Below are 15,183 nucleotides of genomic sequence, written 5' to 3'. Positions count from 1 at the left end.
CGGAGCTCCCGTGCCCGCGGAGGTGCACGGGAGCTCCGGTCAGAAGCGGCCGCCGCCGGTGCGCCCGCGGCTGCGCGAGCCACCGAACCCGCCGCCGCGGGGCCGCCCGCCGCCTCCGCCGCGCCCGCCGCCGAAACCGCCGCCGAGCCCCCCGCCGCCGTAGCCGCCACCGAACCCCCCGCGGGCGCCGCCGGCCAGGATGCCGCCCAGCACGAGGCTGCCGAGGTCCACGCCGCCCCGCCCGCCGCCGTACCCGGGCCCGTAGCCGCCGCCGTACCCGCCGCCGCCGTAGCCGCCGCCGTAGCCGCCCGACCAGGTGCTGACGTCGTCCTGGGCCAGCTGCAGCGCCTGCTGGGCCAGCTGGTCGGCCACCTGCGCCTCCCGCAGCGCGCTCTCGGGGTCGGTGCGGCCGGTGCCCGCGGCGACGTCGAGGTGGCGCTGCGCCTCGGCCAGCCGGGTGCGTGCGTCGGGCCCGACCGCGCCGCGCCGGGTGGCGATGAAGTCGGCCGCCGCGGCTACCGTCGAGCGGGCCCGCAGCAGCGTCTGGTCGAGCGCGGCGGCGGCCCGGCGGGTGCGCGTCTGCGCGTCCCGGGCCACGGCCAGCGCCTGCTCGAGCGCGAGGTCGGCCTCCTCGAGCCGGCGCAGCGCGGTGATCGGGTCGGGCAGCCCGCCGTCGCCGGGGCGCAGCGCCTCGTCGGCGGCGGCCAGCCCGGCCTCCGCGCGGGCCACCTGGGGGCGCAGGCCGGCGCTGTCACCACCGGAGGACAGCAGCGCGCGGGCCTCGGCGAGGTCCTCCTCGGTCTCGGCGCGGACGGCGGGGATGCGGGCGGCGGCGGCCTCGAGGTCGCGCTCGAGGCGGGCGACGGCGTCGAGCAGGGTGCCCACCTGCGCCAGGGCGTCCTCGGCCGCGCGCAGGTCGCCCACCGCCTCCCCGGACCGGCCGGCGTCGAGGGCGGCGCGCGCCTCGGCGGCCTCCTGCTCGGCGGCGGCCAGCCGCGCACGGGCCTGGTCGACGTTGTCGGCCACCGGCGCCAGCGCCGCGGCGGCGTAGCGGCGGCGCAGCCGGGCCGTGCGCTCCTCGTCCTGGGGCAGCCGGCCGTGCAGCGCGGTGATCCGCGGTCCCAGCCCCTCCAGGACCTGCGGCGCGGTCCGCTCCAGGTCGCGCAGCTGGGCGAACGCCTCGGCCTGGGCGTCGAGCCGCTCGTCGGCGGCCGCGGTCAACTGCAGGATCTCGGTCACCACGGCGCGCCGGGTCGGCTCGTCCTCGGGCACCTCGTCGTCGAGCTGCTGGCGCAGCGTGAAGGCGCGGGTGAGCTCCTGGCGCGACTGCGCCAGCGCCTCGGTGAACCCGGCGACGGCGGCCTCGCCGTACTGCAGCCGCGCGAAGTCGAGGTCCAGGGCGGAGGTCTTCACCGCCTCGTCGAGGTCGAGCAGCGCGGAACTCGCCCGGCCCTGCAACTCCTCGGTGGGCACGCCGGCGTGCGGGTCGGGACGCTCCAGCCGGGTGGTGGGCGGCGGCTGCGCCTCCCGGCGGCGGCGCCGGGACCGCGCCACCAGGTACGCCCCGCCCCCGACGACGGCGATCCCGCCGACGACGGCGGCGGTGGCCGCGCCGGACCCGCCGCCGCCCGACCCGGCGTCCGAGGAGGTCGAGGACGTCGTGCCGCCCAGCCCGTCGGCGAAGGCCACCGCCGCCCCGGCCCAGTCGCCGGCCGCGAGGTCGGGCTCCACGTCGGTGGCCAGGAGGTCGTCGATCTCCGCCGTGCTCGACGGGAAGGCGTCGTCGACCCAGTAGCCGTACTGCCGGTCGTCCACGGCGACGGCGAGCAGCGCGTCGGTGCGGCCGAGCCCCGAGAACTGCGCGGTCCGCGCCGCCCACTCGCCGGACGCCAGGCCGTCGAAGGAGGAGACGTAGGCGACGAACACCTGCGTGCCGTCCTCGGCCTGCCGCTCGTCGACGGCCTGCTGCACCTGGGCGGTGTCGCCACCGAGCGCCCCGACGAGGTCGGTCACCTCCCCGGGCACGGAGAAGGGCGGCTCGGCCAGCGCAGGCCCGCCGCCGGCGAGCAGCAGCACCGCCGCGACGGCGAGGACCCCCATCACCCGGCGCACGGGACCGACCCTAGGGGCGTCCGCGGGTGGACGCCGCCGGAACGGCCGGGCCGGGTAGGACGCGCGCAACCGGGTAGGGCCCGGTCAGCCCAGCACCCGGCCCGAGGAGGACCCCGTGAGCGAGAACGACCGCATCCCCGCCAGCGAGCTGCCCCCCGGGGCGGTGCGCCGGGCCGGCACCTGGGCGGTCGGCAACCGCGACGGGGAGTACTTCGCCGTCTCGCGCCGCTGCCGCCACCAGCTGGCGGACATGTCGAAGGGCGAGCTCGACGCCGACGGCTGCCTGGTCTGTCCCTGGCACGGGGCCCGTTACGACGTCGGCACGGGGGAGATGGTCGCGGGTCCGCGCGGCTTCCTCGGCTACCACGGCCCGACGCCGGGCTACACCCAGTTCGTCCGCGCCTACAGCCGCGTGCTGCGGCTGCGGGTCCGGAGGGCCCTGCGGCGCGGGGACGACGTCGTCGTCGAGTGACGCCGGCCCCCCTGCAGGGTCCCACCGCGAGCCTGCGAGCGGTGGGGGCAGGGGGTCTCGGGGCCTCACCGCCGCTCGATGGGGGCGTCCAGGCCCTGGACCAGCGCGTCGCTCTCGGGGTTCGCGGCGCCGGTCGCGGCGATGGCCACCCCCTGGCTGGCGGCGACCTCCTCCGGCGAGCGCGGCTGCATCAGGCCGTCGCGGATCTCCTCGGCCCAGTGGCAGCTGACCAGGTGCCCGGTGCCGAGCTCGCGCAGGACGGGCACCTCGTCGTCGCAGCGGGTCTCCTGCCGCCACGGGCAGCGGGTGTGGAACCGGCAGCCGCTGGGCGGGTTCGCCGGCGAGGGCAGGTCGCCCGCGAGCAGGATGCGCTCGCGGCTCTCCTCGACCACCGGGTCCGGCACCGGCACCGCGCTCATCAGCGCCCGCGTGTAGGGGTGCAGCGGCTGCTCGTAGAGGACGTCGGACGGCGCCTGCTCCACCAGCGACCCGAGGTACATGACGCCCACGACGTCGCTGATGTGCCGGACCACCGCCAGGTCGTGCGCGATGACCAGGTAGGTCAGGCCCAGCCGCTGCTGCAGCTCCTCGAGCAGGTTCACCACCTGCGCCTGCACGCTGACGTCGAGCGCGGAGACCGGCTCGTCGGCGATGAGCAGGTCTGGCTCGAGCGAGATGGCCCGGGCGATGCCGATGCGCTGCCGCTGGCCGCCGGAGAACTCGTGCGGGTAGCGGCGCAGCGCCGCCGCGGGCAGACCGACGGCGTCGAGCAGCGTCCGGATCCGCTGCGCGATGCCCGCCTTTCCCCCGCCGAGCCCGTGCGCCTGCAGCGGCTCGGACAGCAGCGACTCGACGTCCTGCCGCGGGTCGAGGCTGCCCAGCGGGTCCTGGAAGACCATCTGCATGCGGCGGCGCATGTGGCGCAGCGGCTCGCCGGAGAGCGCGGCGACGTCGACCCCGTCGAAGACCACCCGGCCGGCGGTGGGCTCGACCAGCCGGAGGACGGCGCGCCCGAAGGTCGACTTCCCGCAGCCGGACTCCCCCACCAGCCCGTACGTGGTGCCCCGGTCGACGGTCAGGTCGACACCGTCGACGGCGCGGACGTGGCCGACGGTGCGGTCGAAGAACACCCCCCGCTTGATCGGGAAGTGCACTTCCAGGCCCTCCACGCGCAGCAGGGGCTCGCCCCCGGCGGTCACCGGGCAGCTCCCGAGGCGGTGGCCCCGGCGGGGGTCGACGGGTAGGTGAGCGGGTGGCGGCAGCGCAGCTCGCGCCCCGGCCCGTCGTACTCCAGTGGCACGGTGCTCCCCGCGACCTCGGTCAGGCAGTCGTCCTGGGCGTTGTCACAGCGTGGCGCGAACGCGCACCCCTCGGCCCACGGGATCGCGTCGCGGGCCGAGCCGCGGATCGGGTGCAGCGGCACCCCGCGCGCGCCGTCCAGCCGGGGCACCGAGGCGAGCAGCCCGCCGGTGTAGGGCTGCCGGGGGCGGGCGAAGAGGTCGTGCCGGTCGGCCGACTCGATGATCCGGCCGGCGTACATGACGTGCACGCGGTCGCACAGCCCGGCGACCACGCCCAGGTCGTGGGTGATCATCACCAGTGCCGTCCCGGTGTCGACGACGAGCTCGCGGAGCAGCTCGAGGATCTGCGCCTGGATGGTCACGTCCAGCGCGGTGGTCGGCTCGTCGGCGATGAGCAGCCGGGGTGAGCAGGCCAGCGCCATCGCGATGAGGGCACGCTGCCGCATCCCCCCGGAGAGCTGGTGCGGGTACTCCTTGAGCCGGCGCGCCGGGTCGGGGATGCCCACCCGGTCGAGCAGGTCGGTGGCCTCCGCGGCCGCCTGCTTGCGCGACATGTCGCGGTGCTCGACCAGCACCTCGGTGACCTGCGTGCCGATCGACACGGTCGGGTTGAGCGAGGACAGCGGGTCCTGGAAGACCATCGCCATGTCCGCCCCGCGCAGTGAGCGCAGCGTCCGGTCGGACGCGCCCACCAGCTCCTGGCCGCCGAAGCGGACCGACCCCCCGACCCGCACCCCGCGCTCGGGCAGCAGCCCCATGATCGCCAGTGACGTGACCGACTTGCCGCACCCGGACTCCCCGACCAGGCCGACCGTCTCACCGGCCGCCACGGAGAAGCCGACGCCGTCCACCGCGCGCGTGGGCTGCTCGCCGCGCCGCGAGAAGGTGACCGTGAGGTCGTCCACCTCGAGCACCGGCAGATCCCCGCGCGCGGGGCCGTCGGCCGGCAGCACCTCCATCGTCACGCCCCGCTCACCTCCGGAACTTCGGGTCGAGCGCCTCCCGCAGCGACTCCCCGAGCAGGGTGAAGCCGAGCGCGACCACGATGATGCACAGCGCCGGGTAGACGGCCAGCTCCGGGCGGATCGAGAGGTAGTCCTGGGCGGTGGACAGCATCGCCCCCCACTCCGGCCGCGCCAGGTCGGGGTCACCGAGGCCGAGGAACGACAGCGCGGCCGCCTCGATGATGGCCGTCGCCAGCGACAGCGTCGCCTGCACGATCACCGGGGACAGCGAGTTCGGCAGCACGTGGCCGAAGACGATGCGCCCCCGTCTGACCCCCAGCGCCCGGGCGGCGAGGGCGTAGTCGCTGCCCCGCTGGGCGAGCATCGACCCGCGCAGCAGCCGGGCGAACACCGGTACCTGGGTGACGGCGATGGCGATCATCAGCGCGTACTGGTTCTGCCCCAGCAGCACCGAGATGCTGATCGCCATCAGCAGCCCGGGGATCGACAGCAGGATGTCGACGAACCGCATGACCACGGTGTCCACCCAGCCGCCGAACGCGCCGGCCAGGACACCCAGCGCCATGCCGACGGCGGCGCCGAGGACGGTGGACACCACGCCGATCAGCAGCGACTGCCGCGAGCCGTAGACGAGCCGGGACAGCGTGTCGCGCCCCAGGTTGTCGACGCCGAGGGGGAACCCCTCCCGGCTGCCGGGGATGAAGCCGGGCCGGATCTCCGACAACAGCGTCTGCGCCAGCGGGTCGCGGGGGGCCAGCAGCGGCGCGAAGGCCGCCACGACGAGGAAGACCACCACGATGACCGCGCCGGTGATCGCCACGGGGTCGCGGCGCAGGCGGCGGACGGCGCTCTTGGTGAGCGAGACGCCGCCCTCGCCCTCGGGCACCTGACCGGCCCGCGCCGCCAGCTCGTCGATGCGGCGCCGCTTGACCTCGCCCACCGCGGTCATCCGACCCTCACTCTCGGGTCGAGCAGGCCGTAGGAGATGTCGACCAGCAGGTTGACCAGCACGTACACGATCGCCAGCAGGAGGATGAAGCCCTGCAGGATGGAGAAGTCGCGGGCGAAGATGGCGTCGCGCAACGCCGAGCCCACGCCCCCGAAGGCGAACACGGTCTCGGTGAGGACGGCGCCGGAGAGCAGCAGGCCGGTCTGCAGGCCGATCGTCGTCGACACCGGGAGCAGGGCGTTGCGGATGACGTGGCGGCGCCGCACCGTCTGCGTGGCCAGCCCCTTGGCGTTCGCCGTCCGCACGTAGTCCTCGTTCACCACGTCGAGCACCGACGCCCGGGTGATGCGCACGATGATGGCCAGCGGGATGGTGCCGAGCGCGATCCCGGGCAGCACCAGGTGCGCCATCGCGTCCCAGGCGGCGTCCCACTCCCGGGTCAGCAGCCCGTCCAGCACGTAGAAGCCGGTGACGCGCGTGGCCTCGATCCGCACGTCCTGGCGGCCCGAGCCCGGCAGCCAGCCCAGCTCGACGGCGAACAGCAGCCGGAGCAGGTAGGCGAGGAAGAAGACGGGGATCGCCACGCCGAGCAGCGACCCGATGACCGACGTCGAGTCCAGCCAGCTGCCGTGGCGGCGGGCGGCGAGGTAGCCCAGCGGGATGCCGAGGCCGATGGCGAAGACCATCGCGAACAGCGTCAGCTCGATCGTGCCCGGGAACCGCTCGAGGAACTCCTCGGTGACCGGGCGGCCGGTGCGCGCCGAGACGCCGAAGTCGAGGGTGAGCGCGCGGCCGAGGAAGCGCAGGTACTGCACGTAGATCGGCTGGTCGAGACCGAACAGCTCGTTGTAGCGGGCGATCGCCTCGGGGGTGGCCCGCTCCCCCAGGGCGGCCTGCGCCGGGCCACCGGGGAGGGCCCGGAGCCAGGCGAAGAGCAGGACCGACAGGCCCAGGAGGATGGGGACGAGCTGCAGGAGCCGTCGGATGATGAAGCGGAGCACGACGCGGAGGACCCGACCCTTCCTCGGACTCGCGGACGGGGATCAGCCGCCGATGGAGACCGTGGAGAAGACCTCGGCGGTCAGCGGGCTCGGCTCCAGACCGCTGACGTCCTCCGAGACGACCAGCGCCGGGGGCGAGTGCGAGATCGGGACACCCGGCAGGTAGTCCATGATCCGGCGGTTGGCCTCCTGGTACAGCTCCGTCCGGGTGCTCGGGTCCGGCTCGGCGTCGGCCTGGGCGAGCGCCTCGAAGATCTCCGGCGCGCTGAACGCCCCGAACTCCGCCGACGCCTGGCCGTTCGACGCCTCGGCGAAGAAGGTGCCGATGAAGTTGTAGGCGTCGTTGTAGTCACCGGTCCACCCGAGCAGGTGGATGTCGGCCTGGCCGGCCTGCACCGCGTTCAGGTAGTCCGGGTTCCACGGCAGGGCGACCGGCTCGATGGTGAAGCCGGCGTCGGTGAGGTTCTGGCTGACGACCTGGTAGATCGCGGCCGGGTCCGGCAGGTAGGGCCGGCTGACGTCGGTCGGGTAGTAGAACCGCAGCGTCGTCCCCTCGGCGCCGGCCTCCTGCAGGAGTTGGCGGGCACGCGCCGCGTCGTACTCGTACGTGGTGACGTCGTCGGCCCAACCGTCGACCGTCGGCGGCATGAACTGCGTGGCCGCCTCGGCCCCCTCGGGCAGCAGGGAGCTGACGATCGTGTCCCGGTCGATCGCGTGCGCGATCGCCTGGCGCACCCGTGGGTCCTTCAGGGCGGGGTTGGCGGTGGTACCGGGGACGTTCCCGCCGTTGAAGCCCAGGTAGAGGATGTTGAACGGGTCGCGCACCAGGACCTGGAAGCCCTCGTCCTCGAGCGTCTGGTAGTCGGCCGGGGCGACGAAGTCGTAGCCGTCGATGGACCCGGCCTGCAGCTCCTGCCGGCGGGTGTTCTGGTCGGAGATGGTGCGGAAGATGATCTCGTCGAGCAGCGCCGGCTCACCCCAGTAGTCCTCGTTGCGGACGATGGTGACCTGGCCGTTGCCGCGGTCCCAGCTCTCGAAGCGGAACGGGCCCGTGCCGGTGGGGTGCTCGAGGGCGTACTCGGAGTAGGTGAGCGCGTCCTCGCTGCCGGAGAGGTTGTCCGCGTCGTACTCCTGCAGCGCCGTCGGGCTCTGGATGGAGAACGCCGGCAACGACAGCGCGGCCGGGAACTTCGAGGTGACCTGGGTCAGCCGGATGACCGCGGTGTCCTCGTCGGTCGCCTCGCAGCTCTCGTAGATGCTCGGGGTGTCCGGCGTGCTGGCGAAGCCGCCGAAGACCGCCTGGTAGTAGTACGAGGCGCTCGGGCTCTGGGCCAGGCCCTCGAAGTTGTACCAGCGGTCGAAGTTGAAGCAGACCGCCTCGGCGTTGAACTCGGTGTCGTCGTGGAACGTGACGCCCTGGCGCAGGGTGAACGTGTACTCGAGGCCGTCGTCGCTGACCTCGTAGTCCTCGGCGAGCGCGGGCACCGGGTCGGTCCCGCCCGGCTCGTTGGTGAGCAGGCCCTCGTGGATCTGACGGGCGACCCGGAAGGTCTCGCCGTCGCTGCCGAAGGCGGGGTCGAACATGGCCGGGTCACCGGCGGCTCCGAACACGAGGGTGCCGCCGGACTCGGCCTCGCCCTCCGTCCCGCCGCCGCCGGAGTCGCGGTCGCTGGAGGCACAGGCAGTCAGGGTGACTGCGGTGAGCGCGGCCGCCGAGGCGGCCAGCAGACGCTGGGGTCGACGCTGCATCGCGGAAGACCTGCCTTCTCGACCCCGCGGGGCCGGATGAGTTCTGCGACTGGGCGCCGTGTGGCGGAAGAACCACACGGACGTGCGTCGGACCCTAGGGGTGCCCCGAGGACGGTCGTGAGCCGCGCGAACTCATCGACACCATCCTGTGACCTTGCCGGACCGCGCCCGCGACCAGCGCGGACGGCGTCCGGGTGGTGCGATGGAGCGCCTCCGGCACCCGGCCCCTCCGAGGCGTCCCGGGGGTGGGGAGGACGGCGGCCCTCCTGCAGGGTCGCGCCGCGAGCCTGCGAGCGGCGGGGGGCAGGAGGGTCCTTCAGGCGTCGATGCGGCGGCGACCCTCGAACGCCCGGCCCAGCGTGATCTCGTCGGCGTACTCGAGGTCGCCGCCCACGGGCAGGCCGCTGGCCAGCCGCGACACCGTCAGCCCCAGCGGCCTCACCAGGCGGGCCAGGTAGGCCGCGGTCGCCTCACCCTCGAGGTTGGGGTCGGTGGCGAGGATCAGCTCGGTGACCGAGCCGTGCATGAGCCGGGTCATGAGCTCCTTGACCCGCAGGTCGTCGGGGCCGACGCCCTCGATCGGGCTGATCGCGCCGCCGAGCACGTGGTAGCGGCCGCGGAACTCCCGCGTGCGCTCGATCGCGACGACGTCCTTGGGCTCCTCGACGACGCAGATGACGTCGTCGGAGCGGCGCGGGTCGCGGCAGATGCGGCACTGCTCGGCCTCGGCGACGTTGTAGCAGGTCACGCAGAAGCGGACCTCGGCCTGGACGCGCTGCAGGGCGGCCACGAGCCGGCCGACGTCAGCGGACTCGGCGGCCAGCAGGTGGAAGGCGATGCGCTGGGCGCTCTTGGGCCCGACGCCGGGCAGGCGGCCGAGCTCGTCGATGAGGTCCTGGACGGCACCCTCGTACACGGTGCTCCTCGGGGAAAGAGACGGGGCACCCCGGCGCGCGCCGGGGTGCGGGAGATCAGGCGCCGGGCAGGCCGGGGACACCACCACCGGGGACGCCGCCACCGGGGAGACCACCCCCGCCGGGGAAGCCGCCCCCGAGGCCGCCGGCCAGCGGGCCCATGCGGTCGGCGGTCAGCTCGCTCGCGAGGCGGGAGGCGTCGCGGACGGCGGCGACCACGAGGTCCTGCAGCGTCTCCAGGTCGTCGGGGTCGACGGCGGCGGGCGCGATGGTGACGGCGGTCAGCTCACCGCTGCCGGTCATCGTGGCGGTGACCAGACCACCGCCGGCCGAGCCGGTGACCTCCTCGTTGGCCAGCTGGTCCTGGGCGGCGGCCAGCGCCTGCTGCATCTGCTGGGCCTGCTGGAGGATCGCCTGCAGGTCGGGCTGGCCACCACCGGGGAACATGCCACCGAGCCTATGCCGCCGCACCGACGATCCGCTCGACCTCGTCCCTGGTCCCGCCGCGAGCCTCGATCGGCCCCCCTGCAGGGGGCCCGCCTCGAGCCTGCGAGTGGTGAGGGCAAGGGGGTCCTTCACGGGCAGGACGAGGTCCTCAGTCGACCGGCCGGGCCCCCAGCTGGGCGCGCAGCAGCGCCAGCGCCGCCTGCTCGGGGTCGACGGCCGGCACGTGCTCCCGGTCGCCGCCGTCGGAGGTCTCCGCGGCCCGCTCGGCCATGAGCTCACGCGCCTCGGCGGCCTCGGCGGCGCGCGCGGCCTCGCGGGCCACCTCGGGCGTCACCGTGGTCCCCGGCGACCGGCCCGTGGCGCCCTCGACGACCGCCTCGACCTTCCACCGCACCCCGAGCAGCTCGTTGAGCGCCTCGCGCAGCACGTCCTTGTTGAGGTCGTCGCCGATCCGGCGGGCCAGCGCCGGCGAGCCGGTCGACAGCGTGAGCACGCCCCCGCGCAGGTCGTGCACCTGGGCGTTCTTCAGCAGCGCCTCGGTCGTGCGCTTGTGCCGCTTGACGACGGCGAGCAGCTCCGGCCACACCCGGCGGACGTCGCCGGTCGTCAGCGCGCCGTCGGCGGCCCCGTCGATCCCCCCGGGGTTCGCCGACACGACGGGTGTCGGTTCGCCACCGCGCGGGGCCGGCGTGGACTCGGCCGCGGCCCGCGGAGGTGCGGCGGGCGGGCGCGGCTCGGCCACCCGGGCCGCCGCGGCGCGGGCGGCGGCCGGCTCCGCGGGGTGCGGCCACTCCTCGTCGTCGGTGGGCTCCGGCGGCAGCGGGATGTCCGGCTCGCCCGTGGCCACGCGCACGCCCGACCGGTCCGCGGGAGCCGGGGTGGGGGTCGGCGACGGAACGGGGGCCGGGCGGCTCGCGCCCGAGCCCGGGGCGGTCGTCTCGGGCCAGTCGTCGTCGGCGGGAGCGGCGGGGGCCGGCGCCGGGCGGGACGCACCCGAGCCGGGCGGCGTGGTCTCGGGCCAGTCGTCGTCACCCGGCGGCGCGGCGGCCGGGACGGGGGCGGCGGCCGCGGCCGGCTCCGCAGGTGCGACCGACGGCGTCGCCGGCGGGGTGACCGGAGCGGCCGGCGGCGCGGCGGGCGCCTCGGCCGGTCCCGCGATGACGGCGGACCCGCGCTGCGACGGGCGGACGTACTCCCGCCGTGGCGCACCCGGGCGCTCGGCCGGGGCCGGCTCGTCGTGGGCGGGCGCCGGCCGCGCGGGCTCCCGCACCGGCTCACGGACCGGCTCCCGCGCCGGCGTGACGTCGGCGGCGACGTCGGTCCCGGCACCGCCCCCCGCGATCGACAGCCGCCGCTCCAGCCGCTCGAGCCGCTGCAGCGTGGCGACGCTCGAGTCGTCGGTGCCGGGCAGCAGCATCCGGGCGCAGACCAGCTCGAGCAGCAGCCGCGGCGCCGTCGTGCCGCGCATTTCGGACAGCCCGTCGTGCACGGTGTCGGCCAGCCGGGACAGCGTGGCCGAGCCCAGCGCACGGGCCTGCTGGACCATGAGGTCGAGCCGGTCGGGCGGGCAGTCGAGCAGGCCGTTGCCGCCGGCGTCGGGCACCGCGTCCAGGACGATCAGGTCGCGCAGCCGGTCGAGCAGGTCGGTGGCGAAGCGCCGCGGGTCGTGCCCGGCCTCGACCACGCGGTCGACGGCGCGGAAGACGCCCGGCGCGTCCGAGGCGGCCAGCGCGTCGATGGCCTCGTCGAGCAGGGCGTCGTCGGTGACACCGAGCAGCCCGACCGCGCTGGCGTAGGTGACGCCCTCGGGCCCGGCGCCGGCCAGCAGCTGGTCGAGGATCGACAGCGAGTCGCGGACCGAGCCGCCACCGGCCCGCACGACCAGCGGGAACACCGTCGGCTCCACCTGCACGCCCTCGGCGGCGCAGGTCCTCTCCAGCAGGCCGCGCAGCGTCGTCGGCGGCACCAGGCGGAACGGGTAGTGGTGGGTGCGCGAGCGGATCGTCGGCAGCACCTTGTCCGGCTCCGTCGTCGCGAAGACGAAGACCAGGAACTCCGGGGGTTCCTCGACCACCTTGAGCAGGGCGTTGAAGCCCTGCGTGGTCACCATGTGCGCCTCGTCGACGATGTAGACCTTGTAGCGGCTGCTCACCGGGGCGAAGAACGCGCGCTCGCGCAGGTCGCGGGCGTCGTCGACACCGCCGTGGCTGGCCGCGTCGATCTCGATGACGTCGAGCGAGCCGGGGCCGTCGGGCGCGAGCGCCACGCAGGAGCCGCACACCCCGCAGGGTGTCGACGTCGGCCCCTGCTCGCAGTTCAGGGAACGGGCCAGGATCCGCGCCGACGACGTCTTGCCGCAGCCGCGCGGGCCGCTGAACAGGTAGGCGTGGTTGATCCGCCCGCCGTCGACGGCGTTGACCAGCGGGGTGGTCACGTGATCCTGGCCGACCACCTCGGCGAAGGTCGCCGGGCGGTACTTCCGGTAGAGCGCCAGAGCCACGCGGCGAGGTTACGTGCCCGGACCGACGTCCCGGCAGCACCGGGACGTCCGGCTCGTCACTTCGTCAGGCGCAGCAGGAACTCGACCTGGCCGCGGTCCTCCACCCGGACGAAGCCCAGGTCCGGGGCGTCGATGCCGAAGTCGGCGAACACCACCGGGACCGCCCCGGAGACGTCCACGCCCTCGGCCGTGCGGACGACGGCGAGGTCGGCCTGCACCGGCCGGGTGGTGCCGACGAGCGTGAGCTCCCCGGTGACCGGCACAGTCACCGGCGTCCCGCTCAGCTCGGGGAGGTCCACCGGCCCCTGCACGGTGAAGGTGGCCGTCGGGTGGGTCTCGACGTCCATGACGTTCGAGCGGAAGTAGCTGTCCCGCTGGCCGTTGTCGGTGCGGATGCTGGCGACGTCGACGACGACCTCTGCCGAGGCCATGTCCCCGCCCTCGACGGTGACCGAGCCGGTGACCTGGTCGGTGGTGCCCGCGACGGTGACGTTCGCCCCGTTGAGGACCTCGTCGACGCGGTAGCCGGCCGACGAGCCGGGCGAGACGGTCCAGGCGCCGTCGGTGTCGGCAGCGAGCTCGACCTCCGAGGGCTGGGCCTGCACGGTCGGCGCGGCCGCGGCGTCCTCCTGGGTGGCGGCGTACAGGAGCGGCCCGATGCCGAGGCCGAGCGCGAGGACCGCGACGATCCCCCCGACGATCCACCAGGTGCGACGACGACGGGCCACGACGGCTCCTCCCCTTGACGGTTCAAGGATGCAAACGCACGAACCTGGCAGGAGTCTGTGAACCGCGCTCCGACAGGCGGGCCCGGGAAGCAAGGGACCCCCCGCGCACCCGCCAGAGCCCGCTTATCCTTGCTGCCTTCCGGCCCTGGGGAGGTTCACGGGGTGACGCCACACGAGGGGTCTGCCACCACTGTAGAGGACGCCGGCCGGCAGCCTCGCGTCCCGTGACGCCCAGGCCCCGTCCCGGGGCTCGCCTCGAGCCTGCGAGGGGTGAGGAGGACGGGCCGGTGGCATCGATCGTCACGCTGGTGGAACGGGTCACCGCGGCCCCTGCCGGCCGCGGCGCTCCCGGGTGCGCAACTGCCCTCCGGCGCCCTGGCCGGGAGGGGTGGTCGTGCCGGCCGCCGTGGCGACCCCGTCGTTGCGGAGGATGGGAGATTCGAACTCCCGAGGGGTTGCCCCCAACCCGCTTTCCAAGCGAGCGCCATAGGCCACTAGGCGAATCCTCCAGTGGGGCCGATCCTAGCGGGCGGTGCGACGTGGGTCAGCCGGCGCCCCGGGACGTCACGGGCACGCCGGGTGCCGTCCCGGGTGGTCCGGCGGGACGGCACGGGGCAGGCTGACCCCTCACGGGAGTGCGTGGTGACACCGCGGGACCCGGGCCAGGCGTCGAGGCGGAGCGCCGACACGATCACGAGGAGGCAGGACGGATGAGCGAGCCGGAGCAGGTCCGACCAGAGGTCGTGGAGGCCATCGTGACCGTCCTGCACGGCGCCGACCCCGCCGGCCTGCCGCCCTCGGCGACCCGCGAGGAGAAGGAGGCGGCCAAGGACCGCTACCTCTCGGAGTTCGTCGCCGAGCGCAGCAAGCGCGACCGCCAGGCACAGGCGTGGGAGCTGCTGCTGACACGCAGCTACGACGAGCCCCCGACCTGGGCGCGGCTGTTCGACGACCTGGCCCCCGAGGCGGTCGAGGAGCTCGGTGAGCTCTACGACGTCCTGCCCTCGGGTGCGCAGGAGGAGTACGCCCGCCGCTTCGGCGTGCCCAGCGGCGTGTGACCTGCAGGTTCAGCGGGGCGGCACCGGGGGGTAAGGGCGTCCGGTGACCACCACCGCGCCCGGCCGCCTCGTCGCGGCCCGCTACCGGCTGCTGACGCAGATCGGTGGCGGTGGCCAGGGCTCGGTGTGGCTGGGCCGGGACGAGCTGCTCGGCCGTCAGGTCGCGGTCAAGCAGATCCTGCTGCCGGCGGGGAACGCGCCGGGACTCGGCGACGAGCAGCGCCAGCGGGCCCTGCGCGAGGGCCGCATCGCCGCCCGGCTGAGCCACCCGCACGCCGTCACGGTCTACGACGTCGTCCTGGAGGGCGGGACGCCGTACCTCGTCATGGAGTACCTGCCCTCGCGCAGCCTGGCCGCGGTGCTGCAGGACGAGGGCTCGCTGCGGATCGACCAGGTGGCCCAGATCGGCGCCCAGCTGGCCGACGCGCTGGCCGCCGTGCACGCGGCGGGCATCGTCCACCGCGACGTCAAACCCGGCAACGTGCTCATCGGCCGCGGTGGACGGGTCGAGGGCCTGGTCAAGATCACCGACTTCGGCATCTCGCACGCGGCCGGGGACGTCACGCTGACCCAGACCGGCCAGATCACCGGCACGCCGGCCTTCCTGGCCCCCGAGGTCGCCCAGGGCGTCGAGATGTCGGCGGCCAGCGACGTCTTCTCGCTCGGCGCCACGCTCTACGCGTGCCTCGAGGGCGAGCCGCCGTTCGGGATGGACGTCAACGCCCTACGGCTGCTGCACAAGGTGGCCGGCGGGGAGATCCGCCCGCCGCGGCGCGCCGGGTCCCTGGAACGGCCGCTGATGCGGATGCTCGACCCCGACCCGGCGGCCCGGCCGGCCATGACCGAGGTGCGCGACGAGCTGGCCAAGCTCGCCGCCGGCCGCGACGGCGACACCACCACGGTGCTGCTGGCCCGCACCGACCTGCGGCCGGACCCCGGGCGGACCCGCACCGACGGGCTCGCCGCGGGCACCCCGACGCCGCTCGC

At 75.1% G+C, this 15,183-nt stretch carries 13 protein-coding genes, 1 tRNA gene and 1 other RNA gene; 3 read left to right on the top strand and 12 right to left on the bottom strand.

Features of this window, described 5'->3' with window-relative positions; all coding sequences use genetic code 11:
• Positions 1-39: 39 nt before the first annotated feature.
• Entirely contained in the window at positions 40-2,112 is a 2,073-nt protein-coding gene (locus tag ABQ292_RS08005) for a TPM domain-containing protein (RefSeq protein WP_369205032.1), read from the bottom strand.
• Positions 2,113-2,227: 115 nt separating this feature from the next.
• Here ABQ292_RS08005 and ABQ292_RS08000 point away from each other — a divergent pair, with 115 nt between their 5' ends.
• Positions 2,228-2,584 (top strand): Rieske (2Fe-2S) protein, encoded by a 357-nt coding sequence (locus ABQ292_RS08000; protein WP_369205030.1) that lies wholly within the window; start codon positions 2,228-2,230, stop codon positions 2,582-2,584.
• Positions 2,585-2,649: 65 nt separating this feature from the next.
• Here ABQ292_RS08000 and ABQ292_RS07995 read toward each other — a convergent pair whose 3' ends face one another.
• The 11 genes from ABQ292_RS07995 to ABQ292_RS07945 form a co-directional block, all read right to left on the bottom strand.
• Positions 2,650-3,783 carry an ABC transporter ATP-binding protein gene (locus tag ABQ292_RS07995; protein ID WP_369205028.1) on the bottom strand — a complete coding sequence of 378 codons (1,134 nt, stop codon included), beginning with the start codon at positions 3,781-3,783 and terminating at the stop codon, positions 2,650-2,652.
• Positions 3,780-4,844: an ABC transporter ATP-binding protein gene (locus ABQ292_RS07990; RefSeq protein WP_369205114.1), complete on the bottom strand. Its 1,065-nt coding sequence runs from the start codon at positions 4,842-4,844 to the stop codon at positions 3,780-3,782. Before ABQ292_RS07990 ends, ABQ292_RS07995 begins: the two co-directional genes overlap by 4 nt.
• A 13-nt stretch (positions 4,845-4,857) precedes the next feature.
• The gene (locus tag ABQ292_RS07985) at positions 4,858-5,799 is read right to left on the bottom strand and encodes an ABC transporter permease (RefSeq protein ID WP_369205026.1); all 942 of its coding nucleotides are present in this window, start codon (positions 5,797-5,799) and stop codon (positions 4,858-4,860) included.
• Complete coding sequence (locus ABQ292_RS07980) at positions 5,796-6,800, bottom strand: ABC transporter permease (RefSeq protein WP_369205024.1); 1,005 nt, start codon at positions 6,798-6,800, stop codon at positions 5,796-5,798. Before ABQ292_RS07980 ends, ABQ292_RS07985 begins: the two co-directional genes overlap by 4 nt.
• Before the next feature lie 42 nt (positions 6,801-6,842).
• Entirely contained in the window at positions 6,843-8,549 is a 1,707-nt protein-coding gene (locus ABQ292_RS07975; protein WP_369205022.1) for an ABC transporter substrate-binding protein, read from the bottom strand.
• A 316-nt stretch (positions 8,550-8,865) separates the two neighbouring features.
• Positions 8,866-9,465: a recombination mediator RecR gene (gene recR, locus ABQ292_RS07970; protein ID WP_369205020.1), complete on the bottom strand. Its 600-nt coding sequence runs from the start codon at positions 9,463-9,465 to the stop codon at positions 8,866-8,868.
• A 55-nt stretch (positions 9,466-9,520) separates the two neighbouring features.
• Positions 9,521-9,910 (bottom strand): YbaB/EbfC family nucleoid-associated protein, encoded by a 390-nt coding sequence (locus ABQ292_RS07965; RefSeq protein ID WP_369205018.1) that lies wholly within the window; start codon positions 9,908-9,910, stop codon positions 9,521-9,523.
• A gap of 148 nt (positions 9,911-10,058) precedes the next feature.
• Positions 10,059-12,410 (bottom strand): DNA polymerase III subunit gamma and tau, encoded by a 2,352-nt coding sequence (locus ABQ292_RS07960; RefSeq protein WP_369205016.1) that lies wholly within the window; start codon positions 12,408-12,410, stop codon positions 10,059-10,061.
• A gap of 56 nt (positions 12,411-12,466) precedes the next feature.
• Positions 12,467-13,138 (bottom strand): YceI family protein, encoded by a 672-nt coding sequence (locus ABQ292_RS07955; RefSeq protein ID WP_369205014.1) that lies wholly within the window; start codon positions 13,136-13,138, stop codon positions 12,467-12,469.
• Positions 13,139-13,227: 89 nt separating this feature from the next.
• An RNA gene (ffs, locus tag ABQ292_RS07950) (signal recognition particle sRNA small type) lies at positions 13,228-13,323 on the bottom strand.
• Between the two features lie 239 nt (positions 13,324-13,562).
• Positions 13,563-13,647, bottom strand: a tRNA-Ser gene (locus ABQ292_RS07945).
• A 201-nt stretch (positions 13,648-13,848) separates the two neighbouring features.
• Here ABQ292_RS07945 and ABQ292_RS07940 point away from each other — a divergent pair.
• Complete coding sequence (locus ABQ292_RS07940) at positions 13,849-14,196, top strand: hypothetical protein (RefSeq protein ID WP_369205012.1); 348 nt, start codon at positions 13,849-13,851, stop codon at positions 14,194-14,196.
• 43 nt (positions 14,197-14,239) lie between these two features.
• Positions 14,240-15,183, top strand: a 944-nt coding sequence (locus ABQ292_RS07935; RefSeq protein WP_369205010.1) for a serine/threonine-protein kinase, incomplete at its 3' end; no start/stop codon positions are given.

Source organism: Geodermatophilus maliterrae (assembly GCF_041018925.1).
GTDB classification, from domain to species: domain Bacteria; phylum Actinomycetota; class Actinomycetes; order Mycobacteriales; family Geodermatophilaceae; genus Geodermatophilus; species Geodermatophilus maliterrae.
Note: the sequence above shows the minus strand (reverse complement) of the source record. Positions and strands in the feature narration are given on the sequence as shown.